This window comes from Dyadobacter sp. 676 (genome assembly GCF_040448675.1).
GTDB lineage: Bacteria > Bacteroidota > Bacteroidia > Cytophagales > Spirosomataceae > Dyadobacter.
In genome coordinates this window covers 412978-430993 of sequence record NZ_CP159289.1, presented here as the reverse complement: position 1 = coordinate 430993, position 18016 = coordinate 412978, and the positions used below count along the sequence as shown (strand labels likewise).

Sequence of the window (18016 nt, the reverse complement as noted above, 5' to 3'; positions counted from 1 at the left end):
CGCTCACACCGGTTGCGGCAGATAGGTAATGAATGTGGCGCCTTTGCCCGGCTGACTTTTGGCGGTGATGTAACCATGGTGATTCTGAACCACTTTTTTGCACAATGCGAGGCCAATGCCCGATCCGGAAAACTCGCTCCGCCCGTGCAGCCGCTGGAACATCTGGAAAATGCGCTCGAGATAAATTTCGTCGAAGCCGATGCCATTGTCGCTTACTTCCAGTCGGATGTACGGATGATCGGGCAGGAGTTTGGGCAATATTTCTTTCTCGGCGTCTGTTACCTGGCGGTAGGAAATCCGGATCACCGATTCCTGCTCCGGCAGACGGTATTTAATCGCATTGCTGATCAGGTTCTGCATCAGTTGCGTAAGCTGGTGTCCATTACCCCAAACCTCGGGTAAGTCGTCGACGATAACTTCTGTTTTTTGCTCCTGGATAGATATTTCCAGGTCCGCCAGCACGGACGCCACGATTTCCCCCAGCTGCACGCTGCCGAACTCCCCTTCACGCGTCGTAAGCCGCGAATAGGCAAGCAGATCGTCGATCATCACCGACATCCTCCTCGACGCATCCTGAATGCGGTTGAGCATGTATTTGCCATTGTCGTCCAGCTGAGCGGCGTAGGTCGACTGCAACCGCGAGCCAAACGACTGGATTTTCCGGAGCGGTTCCTGCATGTCGTGGCTCGCCGCGTAGGCGAACTGTTGCAGGTTATTGTTCGAGTTGACGAGCTCGATATTGGCCTGATGCAGCTCGTTGGTACGCTGCCGCACGCGCCTTTCGAGCTCGCTGGCAAGTTGCCGGTACCGTTCTTCGCTCCGCTCCAGTTTTTGGCGGGAGGTTACCTGTTCGGTTACATCCACGGCCATGTCGAGGATCGCGTATACTTCCCCTTTGGCGTTTTTCAGGGGCTTATAGGTGTAGTCGTAATAAAACGTCTGCAGTCTGCCGTCAACCACGAGGTGGGCACGTGCCCCTTGTTCGGAATGAGGCTCGCCGGTGCGGTAAATCCGGTCGAGAATATCGAGGAAGGGCTGGCCTTCCAGCTCAGGCAGGGCTTCCCGTAACGGCTTTCCAATCACCGACCGCCCTTTGCCCCACACTTTCAGCATGGCCTCGTTGGGAATATCGATGATCATGTCCTTTCCAACGAAAAGGGCGGTAGCCACCGGTGCCTGTTCGATGAGTGTCCTGAGGTGCTCTTCATTCATTTTCAGCCGCTGCTCCGACTCGATCCGGTCGGTAATGTCCATCACGATCCCGGATAGCGAAACGGCGGTGCCCATGCTGTCGTAAAGATAGCGCCCCAGTACCCGTACCCAATGGGTGGTCCCGTCATACCAGACAAACCGGGCCTCATAGCGGAGTTCGCCGCTGTCCGCTGCTTCGCCATAGGCCGCATTTCTGATCTCCACATCTTCCGGGTGAAGCCCGGTAAGGAGAATATCCCGGGTCATATTGGCGTTTTCGCTGCCGGTTATGATTTTCGCGAAGGTAGGGGAATAAATAATCTCGTCGGTTGCCAGCGTAACCATAAACGAACCCGCTCCCGACCCCTCTATGGTCATGGCGGCCTGCTGGTCGGCCCAGGCGATCTTCTCCTGCGTGGCGATTTCGGAAGTAACCTCACGCGAAATGCCCGAAAAGCGGTAGGGGTTTCCCGACGGGTCGAAATAGGCCTGGCCTGTACAATGCAGCCAGCGCAGCTTCCGGTCGGTAGCGCCGATCACCCGGTAACGGATATCATACGGCACTCGCAGTGCCGGATCGAGCGTTCGTTCGATGGCCTCCGTTACCCTGGCGCGGTCGTCGGGATGGATAAACTGTATCAGGCGCTCATAGCACATGTCCGTTTCGTCGGGGAAGCCGTACAATTCCCGGCAGCGTTCGTTGAAGAGCACCGACTGGTCGGCCGGGTTCAGGTTCCAGGTACCGAGCTGGGCTGCCTGGATAGCAAATTTCAGGTTCTCCTCACTCTCCTGGCGGGCCTTGTCGGAGCGCAGTTTTTCCGAAATATCCATCATGGAACCTACCATACGCACCGGTTTGTCTCCGCTCTGGATCGTGTAGCCGCGGTCGTGTACATGTGCATAGGTGCCGTCCGCGCGCCTGAACCGGTATACTTCCGACCAGTTGCTCTGCCCCATGTCGATCACGCCGTAGATTTTTTTCACGAGGTTTTCCTGGTCATCCGGATGGATGCGGTCGAACCACGAATTGGGGCCACTTCCGATATCTTCCGGCTTATACCCGAAAATCTGTTCCATTCCCTCGTTCCACCACATGGTGCCCTTTTCGAGGTCCCAGTCCCAGATCACGTCATGGGTAGCTTTTGCCACAAGTTCAAACCGCTCGATCGCCAGCAGCAGGTCGTCCTTACGCTCATTACCAGTTGTAGTCATTGGTAAAAAATCTTCCTCAGGTTTACGTATGAACCCATTTCCGGGGACCATACTCTGTAAAAATAAAGATATTAGCTCAAAAGCAAATGTTGGTTACCTGCACAGGGGCGCGTTGCTATGATGCCTTGCCCCGCGATATTGCCGGACAAAGTAAAATTCTCCGCGAAGTCCCTTTATCATCATTGGAAAAAAGTGTACTAGCCATAACCAGTTTATGCCATGCGGAAACTCCCGTTTTATTTTTATTGCACCGTAGCCCTGGCGTTCGCCGGTTGCATTATGGTCCGGCCCGGTAAGCCGGTTGCGTTGTTTGATGGCAAAACATTCCGTGGATGGGAGGGCGATACCGTCAAAACCTGGAAAATCGAGAATGGCAGTATTGCCGGAGGCTCGCTCGAAGAAACGGTGCCGCATAACGAATTCCTGTGTACGCGCAAAGAGTATTCCAATTTCAAATTGAAAGTCAAATTCAAACTGACTGGTCACGAGGGTTTTATCAATACAGGCGTGCAGTTCCACAGCGTGCGTTTGAAAAACCCGCCCTATGAAATGACCGGCTATCAGGCCGACCTGGGCGATAAATACTGGGCCAGTTTGTACGACGAATCGAGGCGTAATAAAACGTTGATCGCGCCGGATTCCGCGCTGGTCGAGAAAATCGTGAAGCGGAACGACTGGAATGATTACGAGGTACACAGCAGGAACGGCCGCATTCAGTTGTTCCTAAATGGTACGAAAACGGTTGACTACACGGAGCCCGACAAGTCAATTCCGCAAAAAGGGCTTATCGGCTTGCAAATCCACGGCGGCGGCAAGGCGAAGGTATTTTATAAGGATATTTTTATTGAAGAACTTTAAGCCCGGCAGCGGCACCGGAATGCCGGCCGCCGGCTTTGGCTCATCTCCATATTCCCAGCAATCGCCGGGCTACGATGATCTCCGCGATGTGGTAGGAATTGTGGTCGGCGATAAGCATCGCTTCCCTGACGATATTTTGTCCCGTGCCCCAGGTCAGCGGACTGAAAAGGTCCTTTTTTTCATCCTGTAACAGGTCGAAAAACCGTTTTTGGTCGTCGTTGATTTCCCGGATGCAGCTCTCCCATTGTTCGTCGCTTACATTGTCGGTAGGCTGCGGCCAGTATTCGTCGGGCCAGACGAGCGTTTTGTAATCCCGGGAAACCGAAAAATCGACAATATCCTTCTGGGCGATCCGGATATGTTCCAGGAGTTGCCAGATGCTGTATGGCAGGCCATCGGGGATTACCGTGCGCTTGTCGGCCGGAATGCCGGCGAGGGCGTCTTCGAGGTTGACGTGCGCATTCCCGCCCCTGATGAGCGCGGTCAATTCATTGATCAGTTTCTTTCGCTGGTCGGCGTGCATTGGTGCGTTAGTTAATTAGTAGAGTGAGGAATAAGGCCGCAAAATGTACATATTTTTGATTTACCGGCACAACAAATCGTGAATTGTTTAAATTAGGGGGATCATCTCTTAACCTTTGAAATTCTTCAAATGAAGCCTGACCGCCGTAATTTTCTCAAAAATGTAACAGCAGCGTCTGCACTGTTAGCCACCGAAAGTATAGCCAAGCCTTTTCACATTATCAAAGACCTCAAAAAAATCAGTCCTAATGACAAAATCCGCTTCGCGACGATCGGTATGGGCATTCAGGGGCATTCGGATACCAAAGCGGCGTTGCGCAGCTCGCAGGATGTGGAATTCGTCGCCGCGGCCGACCTGTACGACGGCCGCCTGACGCGCGTCAGGGAGCTTTATGGCAAAGACATATTCACAACCCGCGATTACCGCCAGATCCTCGAACGAAAGGACATCGATGCGGTACTCGTAGTGACGCCCGACCACTGGCATGACCACATCACCAAGGCCGCCTTGCAGGCTGGAAAGAATGTTTATTGCGAGAAGCCGATGGTACATCACATTAATGAGGGCCTGTCGGTAATCGATGCCTGGAAAAAATCCGGTAAGACGATGCAGGTCGGTAGCCAGCGGATCAGTTCGGCTTCATTTAAAGAAGCTAAACGCTTGTTTCAGGCCGGAGAGATCGGCGAAATCAATTATGTCGAATCGAACAATGACCGTTTCAATGCCATCGGCGCATGGAACTACTCCATTCCGACGGACGCTTCGCCCAGTACCGTCGACTGGGATACCTTCATCGGCGACGCGCCCAAGCGCGCATTTGACGCGAAGCGGTTTTTCCGCTGGCGGAATTACCAGGATTACGGTACGGGAGTGGGCGGGGACCTTTTTGTTCACCTGATTACGGGCGTGCATTTTGTGACCAATTCACTCGGGCCGGAACGTGTGATATCGTCCGGTGAGCTGAGTTATTGGAAAGACGGCCGCGATGTACCGGATGTGCTCGTATCCATTCTCGATTACCCAAAGACGGACATTCATGAAAGGTTCCAGATGGTGCTGCGTGTGAATTTCGCGAATGCGGGCGCTATTGCCAACAATACCCGCATTATCGGTACGGAAGGCCAGATCGAGTTCACAGAGAATAACCTTGTTTTAACAAAAAAGAAGTTGCCCAAAGCGCCGGGAATGGGCGGCTACGACAGCTTTAATACCTTTTCGGAGGCACAGCAGAAGGAATTCAAAAAGCAATACGATGCGCAATACCCGGAGGAAACCAGAAAGGCCGAACCTGTGAAGGAAGTAAGGTTCGAGGCGCCCAAGGACGACGATGCACATGCCAATCATTTCAGGGATTTCTTCGAGAATGTAAAAAAGGGGAATGTCGGTACCGTCGAAGACCCGATTTTCGGTTTCCGTGCGGCGGCGCCGGTGCTGGCCTGCAATGAAAGTTATTTCAGTAAGAAAATCGTCCACTGGGACCCGGTGGCGATGAAAATGAAGAAGAAATAGAACCCGGGCGGGAGATGTGCAGCGTCTCCCGCTTTTCTTATTTCAACCCTTAATCCAACTGTTCCAGGTATGAAGATATTCTATACGATCGCATTGGCCGTGCTTTTTGGCGCACAGGCATCCGCCCAGACGGGCAAGGTGCTCGATAACCTGTCGCTCCCTTCCAAGCTGCTTAAAGCCGAGCGCAAATTCGCCGTTTACCTGCCGCCGGATTACGCGACGTCCGAGCGCAGCTACCCGGTTCTGTATCTGCTCCACGGCGCGGGCGACGACCACACCGGCTGGGTGCAATTCGGCGAGGTGCTGCACATCGCCGACAAGGCTATCAGCGAGGGCCGGGCTACGCCGATGATCATCGTTATGCCGGATGCCAACACGGGCAGGAGGGGGTATTTCAATGACGTGAAAGGCGACTGGAATTATGAGGACTTCTTTTTCACCGAGTTGATGCCCTATGTTGAGAAGAAATTCCGTATTAAAGGCGAAAAACGTTACCGCGCCATAGCCGGGCTTTCGATGGGCGGCGGAGGCAGCTTTATGTACGCATTACACCATCCCGAATTGTTCTCGTCGGCCTGCCCGCTCAGCGCTTCGACAGGCCCGATTACGCTGGAAGACGCTAAAAGGAATCTTCTGAGAAACAATCCGGATATCGCCGATTCGACAGTGGAGCGGTACTATAACCGGCACAGCGCCCTGGCGTTGATCAACAATATGCCCGACGACAGGAAGAAAGCCGTACGTTGGTATATCGACTGCGGTGACGACGACTTTTTGTATGAAGGCAACAGTTTGGTCCACATCGCATTACGAAAAAAGGAAGTTCCGCATGAGTTTCGTGTGCGCGACGGCGGGCACACGTGGACGTACTGGCGCGAGTCGTTGCCGGATGTGTTGGCATTTATTTCCCAGGCATTCCATCAGTACTGATCACCATGGTGCAGGATGTTTTACCGGGTATAAGGCAGTTCGATCTGACGGGCCGGGTCGCCGTTGTTACGGGGGGGCTCCAAAGGGCTCGGTCTGGCGATGGCCGCCGGGCTGGCCTCGGCGGGTTGTGATATTTTACTGGTCAACCGGAGCGCCGTCGATGGCGAACGTAGCGCGGCCGAGCTATGCATTTCGTTTGGAACACGCGTACTTTCCTACGCTGCAGATATCACCAGCGAGGAGCAGGTAAATGCGATGGTGGCCTTCGCACTCGAGAGCTTCGGACAAATCGACATCCTCGTCAATAGTGCCGGGATCAACATCCGCGGCCCGATCGACGAGATTTCCGTCTCGGATTTCAAGCACGTGATGGATGTGAATGTGACCGGCACCTGGCTGGCGTCCCGCGCGGTTACCCCTCACATGAAAGCCCGGCGCAGCGGCCGAATTATCAACCTCGCCAGTACCCTGGGCCTTGTGGGTCTGGCCAACCGCACGCCTTATACGGCCAGCAAAGGCGCCATTGTGCAAATGACCCGCGCATTGGCCCTGGAACTGGCGCCATACGACATTATGGTGAATGCGATATGCCCCGGGCCGTTCCTTACCGAAATGAATATCCCCATCGCCGAAAGCGAAGATGCGCGCAATATTATCCTCGGCGCGACGGCGCTGCGTCGCTGGGGGCATCTGCGGGAAATACAGGGCGCGGCGATATTTCTGGCCAGCGACGCATCCAGTTATATGGTCGGTTCCATCCTTGCGGTAGATGGCGGGTGGACCGCCCGCTGACAAGGGAATTGTTCGGAAAAATATAATTTTTACAAGACCAGCTTTCTTGCTAGGTGCCATTTTACAGACACTTTTGAGCGACTGTGCAAAAATCAGGTAAGTTTCTGCAAAATTGATATTACAATGCTCGCAAAAGCCGTTTCCACGCTGTGGGAGCGGTTTTTTGTTGCTGTCCAACTAGTTTTTACGTATAGGGGCCGGTTATTACTATACGTCAAGTAACTATTGGTTATTTTCAAAGAAAACATTGTCACAAAGCGGGAAAACTTGGTTATGTAAATAATTTCATATCTTTTTGTACATCCGGCCGCTCATACCGTCAGCCCCGGTACTGCTGGATTACAAAATATAACATTTTCGAGTTTAACCTCCCATTCAAGTATAACAAAACAGCCCGCCGGTTACGAGTGGAGTTTTTAAAGTAGGATTTTAATGATTTTTAGTAAGATAAATTGTGTATGGTAGACACTTCTCTGACTTGTTGAAAAATAAGGGTTTATGCGTATTTCTCAGTTGTAATATCTTTTCATTTTTTTATAATTTTTTTAACTATCTACTATCTATCTATACTTAATCTATGAGGATTTCTGAACGGGAAAAGTACCGGAACCTAACACGGTATTTTTACTCCCTTCTGCTGACCTTGTTGGTCATGACCGCTGCATACGCTCAGGATGTAACGGTGAAGGGAAAAGTGAATGATGAGCAAGGGCAGGGACTGCCTGGGGTGAGTGTCCTGGTCAAAGGGACGTCGACGGGAACGGTAACGGATATCGAGGGTAATTACACGGTGAATGCCCCGGGTACGGCAACGCTCGTGTTTTCGTTCATCGGGTATATTACGCAGGAGATTCCGCTGGGCAACAAAACGAGCCTGGACGTGAAAATGGCAACCGATACCAAAGCGCTCGACGAAGTGGTGGTCGTTGGGTACGGTACGGCTAAAAAGGCTACGCTCACCGGTTCGGTAACAGCCGTAAAAGGTGCCGAGCTGCAAAAAGCGCCTTCTACGAACCTTTCCAACACATTGGGGGGGGCGTTTGCCGGGTGTTTCGGCGGTACAGTCGAGCGGTGAGCCCGGTTATGACGGCTCTGCGATCCGCATCCGCGGTACCAACTCGCTCGGTAACAGCAATGCGCTCATCGTCGTAGACGGCGTGCCCAACCGTTCCGGGGGGCTCGACCGTCTGAACCCGGCTGACATCGAGAGCATTTCGGTACTGAAAGACGCGGCGGCTGCAATTTACGGTTCGCGTGCGGGTAACGGGGTTATCCTCATTACCACCAAACGCGGGAAAAGCGGTAAACCACAGCTTTCCTACGACCTGAACCTCGGTATCGCACAGCCTACCCGCATTCCGAAGATGTCGAATGCATTTGAATACGCCACGATCCGTAACGAGTTGCAGATCTACGACAACCTGCCCGTTAACCAGTGGCAAGGCGCATTCCAGGGATTTAATACCAACGGCAGCTACACCCGGACCGACAACGGAAACGTGCTGAACGCGGTGTATACGCCAACCGATCTGCAGAAATTCCAGGACGGCTCCGATCCGCTGATCCACCCGAATACCGACTGGTATGGTTCGGTGATCCGCAAATGGTCGCCACAGCAGCGCCATAACCTGCAATTGACAGGTGGTAGCGAGAACATCAAGTACCTCGCTTCATTAGGTTATATCAACCAGGATGGTAACTACGTGAATTCGGCAACGGGTTATAAGCAATACGATATGCGCGTAAACCTCGATACCAAAATCAACAAATATGTAACGGCTAACCTGGGTGTTACGCTGCGTGAAGAGTTCCGTCACTTTCCCAATGGTGGTGGCGCGGGCGACATCTTCCGTATGCTGATGCGCGGTAAGCCTACCGAAATCGCGATCTGGCCGGATGGCCGTCCGGGTCCGGATATCGAGAACGGTCAGAACCCGGCGGTTATCACCACGAATACAACGGGTTACAACAACGACAAACGCGATTATATCCAGACCAACGGGTCGTTGGACATCCTGATTCCCGGTGTGGACGGTTTGAAAGTGACCGCAATGGCGGCGATCGATAAGCAAATGCGTCGTCAGAAATCGTTCCAGAAGCCCTGGACACTCTATTATTGGGATAAAAAGACTTACGAGGAAGACGGCGTAACACCGTTCCTGACGGGAACTGTTCGTTCGACATTCAACGATCCGCGTTTGACGGAAACTTCTTCCCAGGAGCTTTCGATCCAGCTGACCGGCCAGGCATCGTACGAAAAGACGTTCGGCTCGCACAATTTCAATGCCATGGTGGGCATCCAGCGCGAAACCGTGGACGCCGATGGTTTCTTCGCTTATCGTCGTTACTTCATTTCGCCGGTGGTCGACCAGCTTTTCGCGGGTGGTACGCCTGAGCAGAATATCGGTAACTCGGGTACCAACAACGGCGATCTTTACAAGCGTGCCCGTTTGAGCTATTTCGGCCGCGTGGGTTACAACTTTAAAGAGAAATACCTCGCCGAATTCCTGTGGCGTGCGGATGGCTCCTACGTGTTCCCGAAAGAAGGTCGCTTCGGTTTCTTCCCTGGGGTATCGGCGGGTTGGCGCATTTCCGAAGAAGATTTCTGGAAAAACAATATCCGCTTCGTGAACAATGTGAAACTGCGCGCGTCGTGGGGCCAGATGGGAGCAGAGCCTTATTTGCTCGGAACGGAGACATTGGCAGAATACCAATACCTGAACACCATGGGCTTTGGAACCTACATCATCAACGACCAGGTGGTGAAAACCCTGCTCGAAACACGGGTGGTGAACGACAACTTTACGTGGGAGGTTGCGAACAACTCCAACTTCGGTATCGAAGGCACTTTGTGGAAGGACCGCATTGCATTTGAAATCGACTACTTTGTCAATAACCGCTCGAAAATCCTGATCCCGATGACCGGCTCGACACCTTCGTCGGCAGGTATCGATGGCAAGCTTCCTCCCGTAAATCTTGGTAAACTTCAAAACAAGGGTTTTGAATTCAAAGTAAGCTACGATGGCAGCGTCGACAACTTCACCTACTCGGTGGGCGTGAACGGAGGTTATGCCAAAAATACGATCAAGTACTGGAACGAGACACCGGGTATCCCTGCTTACCAGACTACCACCGGCCGCCCTTACCAGGCATTCCTGGCATACCAGTATGACGGCGTGTTCCGCGATCAGGCCGAAATCGATGCGAATACGATCGATTACAGCGGCATTACCGGTACGCTCCGTCCGGGTGACATGAAATTCAAGGATGTGAGCGGCGACGGCAAGATCACGAAGGACGATATGGTGCGTTCGGAAAAAACCAACCGTCCGCGATTCACCGGTGGTGTGAACATTAACCTCGGCTACAAGGCGTTCGACCTTTCGATCCTGTTCCAGGGTGCCGCGGGTGGTTTGCAATACGTGGGTCAGACGGAGTCCGGAGACATTGGTAACTATCTGAAATACGCTTACGACCACCGTTGGACGATCGACAACCCAAGTTCGACCGATCCGCGCCTCGCTAACCGTAACAACACTTATTATACCAACCTGACCAACGCCGACTCCCCGGGTGCGAACACCTATTACCTCAAAAGCAATAATTACCTGCGTTTGAAAAACATCGAGCTGGGCTATAACCTGCCTTCCGAACTGGGTTCGAAGATCGGCGTGGGCAACCTGCGCGTGTATGTGAATGCCCTGAACCTGTTCACGATCGACAAAATCAAGATTTGGGACCCGGAAGCGACTTCTACCAACGGACAATACTATCCGCAGTCGCGAGTGCTTAATGCAGGTGTACGTGTAACTTTCTAAGACTTAAAAAATGAAACTGAGTTATAAAAATTGGATTTTTCTAGCGGCGCTGGCGACAACCGGGCTGGTGTCGTGCGACACTGACTTCCTGGATGTAACGCCGCCAACCGAAATCCCGACCGACGAGGTCTGGAAGGACGGTGCATTGGCCGAAGGCTTTGTTACAGGTATTTATCAGGGACTTCAGCAGGGCGGTTTCAGCGAGCAAATGCTGGCGTCGCTGACCGACGAGGCCGTATTTACCCACACCGGCCGTAATATCAATACTATAAATGAGGGTAGTTTGAGCCCTTCCAACCTGGGCTGGGTAGACGATACTTACGGATGGGGCCCTATGTATACCCGTATCCGCGCCACCAACCAGGCGATCCAGCAACTGCCGGTCTCGACTTTCAGCGATCAGGCTTTGAAAGACCGTTTGAAAGGCGAAGCGCATTTCCTTCGTGCTTACTATTATCAGCAATTGATACGCTACTACGGTTCGGTGCCCCTGATTACGAAAGTATATGAGCTGAACGAAGATTATTCGGTCCCACGTAACACCTGGGAAGAATGCGTGAACTTCATAGTGGCGGATTGCGACAGCGCCGCTGCGTTGCTGAAAGGAAAGGCGGAACAAAAGGGCCGAGCGACCGAAGTGGCTGCTTTGGCGCTGAAATCGCGGGTGCTGTTGTATGCAGCGAGCGATTTGCACGATGTCCCTACCGCGAAGGCTAAATCGGCTTTGTTTGCCGCTTATCCGAACCCCGAATTCCTGGGTTACACTTCGGGCGACCGTAAGGCACGCTGGCAGGCCGCGCAGGCTGCTGCAAAAGCCGCCATGGACGCCAAAGAGGGTTATAAGCTAAACCTGACCGGTCCTGTTACGCCCGAGCAAGGGAAGATCAATTACATTTCGATGGCAATGGCTGGTTACAGCGCTGACAAAAGCCTGGATGCTTCGGCCAATGAGATCATTTTCGGACGTTATTTCAGTCCCAGCCAGACTTCCGACGGCGCACGCCAGACGGGCCTGAACAACGGTCCTAACGGCTACCACAACTGGGCGGGTAACACGCCGATCGGCTTGCTGGTAGACGATTATGAAATGATGGACGGAACGCCGTTCTCGTGGACTAACCCGAAGCACAAGGCAAACCCTTACGTGAACCGCGATCCGCGTTTCTATGCAACGGTCATGTACGACGGCGCTCCCTGGAAACCGCGCCCGTCCGACGCGAAAGACCCCGCCAACCAGATCCAGACCGGTTCTTACGACCTTTTGGATGAAAAAGGCACATTGTTCAACCGCAAAGGCCTCGATACCCGCAGCAGCACCATCGAGGACTGGAACGGAAGCCGCACCGGTTATTACATGCGCAAGTTCATCGATCCGAACCCTGCATTGTATGATAACACCGACCGCCAGAATATCCCCTGGCCGTTCTTCCGTGTGACGGAGGTCGTGTTCAATTACATCGAGGCGAGCATCGAGCTGGGCCAGGATGCGGTTGCACTGGAATGGCTTAACAAGATCCGTTTCCGTGCCGGTATGCCTGCCTTGAAAGTGTCGGGAGCCGCTTTGAAAGAAGCCTACCGTCATGAAAAACGGATTGAAATGGCTTACGAGGAGCAGCGTTACCACGACGCCCGCCGCTGGATGATCGCCCCGACGACCCTTGGCCGTCCGCTGCAATACATTACCGTTATCGGCAAGTTCAAGCCGGGCAAGTCGATGAAGGAGCCGTATCACTACGATCCGACGATTTATGACTACACCTACACGCCGACGGAGGATAAATCACATGAAAACCGGACATGGGTGGATAAGATGTATTTCCGTCCGTTCAGCCGCGACGAAATGAACCGTAATGCGAAGCTTACCCAGAACCCGGGTTACGACAAGTAGCAGATTCTGAGTATGGTAACACAGCTGCCCGTGCCGTAATGGTGCCGGGCAGTTGTTATGTTTGAGGTTTTTTGAAGACAAATTCCTACAAAACGTGGATTTTGGTAAACACTATTAAATTAGTAGGATATTTGTAAAATACTCAAAATCAATTACTTAGAATTTTTGGCATAATCCTGTTTGAAAGAACGGCAACAGTGCGAATGCACGAGATCAAATATTAATAGTTGCCTAAAAAACAAGGATTATGAAAAAGCTAGTAGTATCGGCATTGGCCCTGACGCTTATCTCGTTTGCTTCTGTTCAGGCCCAGACGGCCAATCAAACCACCGCTGATCATGCCGCGCACAAGGAAGCAACGACGCAAAAGACAACCAAGGCAGACAAAGAGGACAAAGTGGCCGTGAAGCCGGAAGATCTGCCGGAGGGAGTGAAAAAGACCATTAAAAGCGACGAGTTTAGCGGTTGGACTGTTAAAAAAGCGTTTTTGGTAACGGAGCCCGATAAAACCCAATATTACGAATTACAAGTAGCGAACGGCAAGGAGAATGCCCGAGTGAAATTAGATAAAAACGGAAGAAATGTAGGATAACCATAGTACTCCTTCATTATTCAGTGATAAAGCCGGAGCAATTCCGGCTTTTTTTGTGCGGGGCCGCTTGCTAACTTTAACGCCACTTTCGATAATTCCTAATCCATCGTTAAATGACCTTTACGTTACGCCTGGTTTGCGGCATTGCGGCTGCTGGATTCTTATTGTTCAACTGCGCCGGCGGCAAACGATCTGCGCCTGGCTCCAACCGGCTTTCAACGACCGGTCCAAAGGGCCGGGAACTGTTTACGACCCACTGTGTTTCATGCCACGCCATGGAGCAGGAGGAAATCGGCCCGAAGCTCGGTGGGATAACGAGCCTGCTGCCGGAGAAAGAACTGATTGAATTTATTAAAAATCCAGGCTACGTTATCGAATCCGGCAACGTCCGCGCGGTGAGCCTTTCGAAAAGGTACAAGATGATCATGCCGCCGTTCGATTTTTTGAAAGACAGCGAAATCCGGTCTATTCTCGACTACATCGCCTCGGAGACACAACGCCGTCACATTGCGCCGCTCGAAGTCGAAGCGGATACAGGCGCTTCAAGCGGCCGCCTGGGGCAGCCGGTCGTTAAAACCGGGCTGCATATCGAACTGGAAGATTTCATGACGATTCCTCCGTCCGGCGATAAAATGCCTCGCACGCGCATCGCGAACATGCGGCCGCACCCTTCGCACGACGGCACGCTCTATGTGAGCGACCAGAGGGGGCTTATTTACCGGATCGGCGGAAAAGATGTAAGTACCTTTCTCGATCTACGGCCTGTCGTGGAAAATTTCGTGAACGAACCCGGCCTCGGAACAGGCCTTGGCAGCTTCGCATTCCATCCCGAATACCTCCGGAATGGATTGATTTACATTACGCACACCGAATCTTTCCGGGGAAAACCCGCCGATTATTCCTATGACGACTCGGTTAAAGTTGCGCTGCAATGGGTAATTTCAGAATGGAAAATGGATGATGTGAAAAGCCCGGTTTTCAAAGGAACATGGCGGGAACTGTTGCGGATCAATGTGCCGGGTGTCGTGCATGGCACGCAGGATATCGGCTTCAATCCCCAAGCCGTAAAAGGCGATGAAGATTACGGGCTGTTGTATATCGGTACCGGCGACGGCGGTTCCACCATTGGCAAACATCCCGAGCTTTGCCACACGTTGCATTCCCTTCTGGGCACGATTATCCGCATTGACCCGCTGGGAAATAACAGCAGGAACGGAAAATACGGGATCCCGCCGGGCAATCCTTTTGTGAACGTGGCCGGCGACATTTATAAAGAAATTTACGCGTACGGTTTCCGCAATCCACACCGCCTGTCCTGGCACAATGGCAGGTTGTTCAGCGCGGAGATTGGCGAGTCCAACTTCGAAGAGGTGAACATAATCGTAAAAGGGGGCGACTATGGCTGGAATGTGCGCGAAGGAAATTACGCCATTTCATTCAAAGACCTTAAAAACGTGTATCCGGTTCCGGAAGCGGAGGCCGGGAAGTTCGTAAAACCCTATTTGCAGTACGACCATGTCGACGGCAATGCTATCAGCGGCGGTTATGTGTATGAGGGCCCGATAGCGGCTTTGAAAAACAAATACATTTTCGGAGACATCGTCAACGGCCGTATTTTTTATGCCAATATCGATTCGCAACCATCCGACCAGACTGTGTACGAATTAACGATCGTGCGGGACGGAAAGGAAACCAGCCTGGCAGAGATGTCCGGCTCAAAGCGGGTCGATATCAGGATTGAATATGACCGCTTCACCGGGGAACTCTACGTGATGACGAAAAGCGACGGCAAGATACGGAGGGTCGTCTCTGCCACAGAGCGGAACAGGTAAGCTGATGAAAACCCGGAAAATAATTGGTAGATACCGGCAGGTAATATTAACTGGTTGATAACAAGCTCATCCAGGTACATTTGCGCCAAAAATCAGACACAACGATTATGGCCAATGTTAAAACCGTTCTCGACCAATGGTCGGTAAAAGATCTTGAAGACAATTCCAGTATCAATGTACTCGTCGAAAGCTGCTCCGAGCTGGGTAACAATGCGCAGCCGGGCATTCAGATGCTATGCATGGGACACTTCGTTACTTACGAGCCCAACATCGTGGAGCAATGGGCTTACAAGGCGGGCAAGCTGGGAGTTTCGGAATATCTGCTCGAAGACAAATCCTGGACGTACCACGAAGATCAGTATGTGAAGTACTTTCTCGTGCTGGGCAACCCGCTCAAAGCGCGGATTACGGTTAAAACACGCAGTTCAAAGCCTAATACCAGGGATTACGACCTGCCTTTTGAAGTCTGAGCGCCGGAATCTGCACTATACACGCCTATCGCGATGATCAAATTCACCTATTTCGCCCTGCTGGGCATACTTTCCATTATTTTTCTGATAGCGGTGGTCTACTACCTCGCCAAGCCCGCCCCGGCCGGAGATAGTTCGGTAGGGTGGGCCACCGGGGTTTTTTATCTGGCCGGGTTACTCGGAATATTGCTGCTCGCATTACTTTTCTGGCGGAATAAAGCCATCGGCTTGGCCATTCTCTGTTTGCCGCTGGTACTGATGGCATTACCTGCGCTGAAAAGCGGCGTAAGGGACTTGTACGCCTGGTTCCCGTCCGGTAACAGGGCTCCGCTCACCCTGCACATTGCCAATAACACGCCGGCACTGGTGAACATCAAACTGGAATGCTGGTTCGGGGAAAAGGATGCCGTGCAGCAATCCCTCTACAAAACGCTGGAATTCACGTCGAAGCCTTTGGCAGTGGACCAGCAAGTGCTCTCGGATTACGACACGCAACTCCTTTCGACCAAATCCGCCTTTGTGCGCATCGTGTTTTTCGAATGTCTGGCGCAAAGCGGCAACGGCTATTCTTATGTTCGGGAAATTCAGCCATGCATGCAATACCGGGATGTGCCGATCGAGGATTTCAGGGTAAAAGATTACCTGATCGAAATCGAGGGGGAGAAGAACTCCGAAGCGTTCAGGGCGGAGGTAGAGAGATTGAAAAGAGATAGTTTGTACACCAATGGCGCATTTTGATAATCCATTCCGAAACCGTCCTATGAAATTAATCCTATCGAAAGTAATCCCTTCACCACTGGATATGAAGTTGCAGCTCGTGCATGCACTCGACGCAAGAGGTGCTTTTTTGCTGGCCGACAGATGGAAGATGCTGTTGCTCCATCCGCACGGCGTTTTGGAGCTGTTGTGGCAAACGACGGATGAAGACGTCGCATACCAATGGAGAGGTTTCTTCGACGATCGATTGAGCGATTCGCTCTATGAAGAAATCAGGCAGTTGCCAAACGGCTTTCAATTGCTTTCAAAAGAAGATTATCTGCGGATCGGGGCATCGGACCTTTACAAATCTGCACGAAGCCTGCCAAACATTTATCAAGGGCATGAGAATACGGTCATCTCTTTCATGGGGAAGGTCATTGCTCTGTTGACACTGGAAAAAGAAGGTGTTGTCGAACTTGCCAGAATCAGGACGAAAGGTAAGGACTTAATACAGGAAGCACTGCACCCCGTACAAAACCTGATCGTTTACGGTACCAATCACGGGGAATTGTTCGCACAACCATTTGATCAGGACCAATTTGGCAAACCGGCAAAGATCGATCAGCTACCTAATACCTGCTATCAGATCAGGTTTACCGGCGACGGCCGGAAAATGTTTGTCGCGGGTTTAGGGTATGTTAAAATGTTCGGCTGCAACGGGCATGGATTTACGGAAAAGGCATCGGTTACCACTGCCGTGAGATCTTTCGAATTGGTGGACGACTACCTTGTGCTCAATAAGGGCATGCACGGCATCGACATTATTAAAATGGCTGACAAACCTGAACGGATCGAGTCAATGGATCTGCCGTTCCCGATCGATAAAATGCTCTATCTCGCGCCGCAGCGGGTCTTTTTGCTCATTTCCGGTTCCACGAACGAATGGGCGCTGCTTAATTGGGCGGAGGGATAGATCACAAATAAATCTTCACCATCTCCCGCCAATACCTCGGCCGGTGCGCTTCTTCGTCCCAGATATGCAGTTGATGAGGAACGTCGATCTGGCGCAGAGAGTAGCTCAGATGCTGGTTATTTTCGAGGAAAGTGTCTTCCCGGCCGATCACCAGAGTGATGTCCAGTTCCCGGAGCTGCCGCAGCAGTTCGGGATTGGAAATACCGGGAACAAAATGGTTGGGCATATTGAAATAAATGTTCTCGTCAAAGTAGCCGTCGAACAGGTCGGCAAAGTAGGGCATCGGCTGGGTGAGGTCGTAACGCGCGCTCATCCCAACCACCTTGGTAAAAATGGAAGGGTACTTAAAGGCGATATTCACCGCGTGGTACCCACCAAGACTGCAACCTGCCGCGATGAGCTCCCGTTTCCTGTTCTGAATACGGATAAAAGGGATAACTTCTTCCAGAATGTATTTTTCATATTGCATATGGCGGGCGATGCGTTGCGGCGGAGGCGCATCGGAATAGAAGCTCTCGCTGTCGACGCTGTCCACGCAGTACACCTGGATATGGCCTCCTTCGATCTTGTCCTTCATAGCATCGATGATACGCCAGTTTTCAAAGTCGTAAAAATGGGCCGAGCGTGTGGGAAAAAATATCACCGGGGTACCTATGTGGCCAAACACGAGTATTTCCATAAATTTGTCCAAAGCCGGACTAAACCACTTGTGATACGCCCTTTCCATGA

At 52.1% G+C, this 18016-nt stretch carries 12 protein-coding genes and 2 pseudogenes; 11 read left to right on the top strand and 3 right to left on the bottom strand.

Annotated elements, in window-relative coordinates:
- Positions 1-3: 3 nt before the first annotated feature.
- Entirely contained in the window at positions 4-2403 is a 2400-nt protein-coding gene (locus ABV298_RS02045; protein WP_353720540.1) for a PAS domain-containing protein, read from the bottom strand.
- Positions 2404-2622: 219 nt separating this feature from the next.
- Here ABV298_RS02045 and ABV298_RS02040 point away from each other — a divergent pair, with 219 nt between their 5' ends.
- Positions 2623-3261, top strand: a complete 639-nt coding sequence (locus tag ABV298_RS02040; protein WP_353720539.1) for a DUF1080 domain-containing protein — start codon at positions 2623-2625, stop codon at positions 3259-3261.
- A 40-nt stretch (positions 3262-3301) separates the two neighbouring features.
- Here the strand turns inward: ABV298_RS02040 and ABV298_RS02035 are convergent, their stop codons facing one another.
- A complete protein-coding gene (locus tag ABV298_RS02035; protein ID WP_353720538.1) occupies positions 3302-3784 on the bottom strand; it encodes a DinB family protein in 483 nt (160 codons plus the stop codon).
- A gap of 129 nt (positions 3785-3913) precedes the next feature.
- On the opposite strand from ABV298_RS02035, the gene ABV298_RS02030 reads away from it, so the two are divergent.
- From ABV298_RS02030 to ABV298_RS01985, 10 genes and pseudogenes are all read left to right on the top strand, one after another.
- Positions 3914-5293 carry a Gfo/Idh/MocA family oxidoreductase gene (locus tag ABV298_RS02030; protein WP_353720537.1) on the top strand — a complete coding sequence of 460 codons (1380 nt, stop codon included), beginning with the start codon at positions 3914-3916 and terminating at the stop codon, positions 5291-5293.
- A gap of 69 nt (positions 5294-5362) precedes the next feature.
- Complete coding sequence (locus ABV298_RS02025; protein WP_353720536.1) at positions 5363-6223, top strand: alpha/beta hydrolase-fold protein; 861 nt, start codon at positions 5363-5365, stop codon at positions 6221-6223.
- A gap of 5 nt (positions 6224-6228) precedes the next feature.
- Positions 6229-7015, top strand: a pseudogene (locus ABV298_RS02020) (glucose 1-dehydrogenase).
- A 652-nt stretch (positions 7016-7667) separates the two neighbouring features.
- Positions 7668-10833, top strand: a pseudogene (locus ABV298_RS02015) (TonB-dependent receptor).
- A gap of 10 nt (positions 10834-10843) precedes the next feature.
- The gene (locus ABV298_RS02010) at positions 10844-12721 is read left to right on the top strand and encodes a RagB/SusD family nutrient uptake outer membrane protein (RefSeq protein ID WP_353720535.1); all 1878 of its coding nucleotides are present in this window, start codon (positions 10844-10846) and stop codon (positions 12719-12721) included.
- 247 nt (positions 12722-12968) lie between these two features.
- Entirely contained in the window at positions 12969-13313 is a 345-nt protein-coding gene (locus ABV298_RS02005; RefSeq protein ID WP_353720534.1) for a hypothetical protein, read from the top strand.
- 113 nt (positions 13314-13426) lie between these two features.
- Positions 13427-15145 carry a PQQ-dependent sugar dehydrogenase gene (locus ABV298_RS02000; RefSeq protein WP_353720533.1) on the top strand — a complete coding sequence of 573 codons (1719 nt, stop codon included), beginning with the start codon at positions 13427-13429 and terminating at the stop codon, positions 15143-15145.
- Positions 15146-15252: 107 nt separating this feature from the next.
- Positions 15253-15615 carry a hypothetical protein gene (locus ABV298_RS01995; protein WP_353720532.1) on the top strand — a complete coding sequence of 121 codons (363 nt, stop codon included), beginning with the start codon at positions 15253-15255 and terminating at the stop codon, positions 15613-15615.
- 33 nt (positions 15616-15648) lie between these two features.
- Positions 15649-16353, top strand: a complete 705-nt coding sequence (locus tag ABV298_RS01990) for a hypothetical protein (protein ID WP_353720531.1) — start codon at positions 15649-15651, stop codon at positions 16351-16353.
- A gap of 22 nt (positions 16354-16375) precedes the next feature.
- The gene (locus ABV298_RS01985) at positions 16376-17287 is read left to right on the top strand and encodes a hypothetical protein (RefSeq protein ID WP_353720530.1); all 912 of its coding nucleotides are present in this window, start codon (positions 16376-16378) and stop codon (positions 17285-17287) included.
- A gap of 1 nt (position 17288) precedes the next feature.
- On the opposite strand, the gene ABV298_RS01980 is transcribed toward ABV298_RS01985, so the two are convergent.
- A complete protein-coding gene (locus ABV298_RS01980; RefSeq protein ID WP_353720529.1) occupies positions 17289-18014 on the bottom strand; it encodes an alpha/beta fold hydrolase in 726 nt (241 codons plus the stop codon).
- Positions 18015-18016 lie beyond the last annotated feature (2 nt).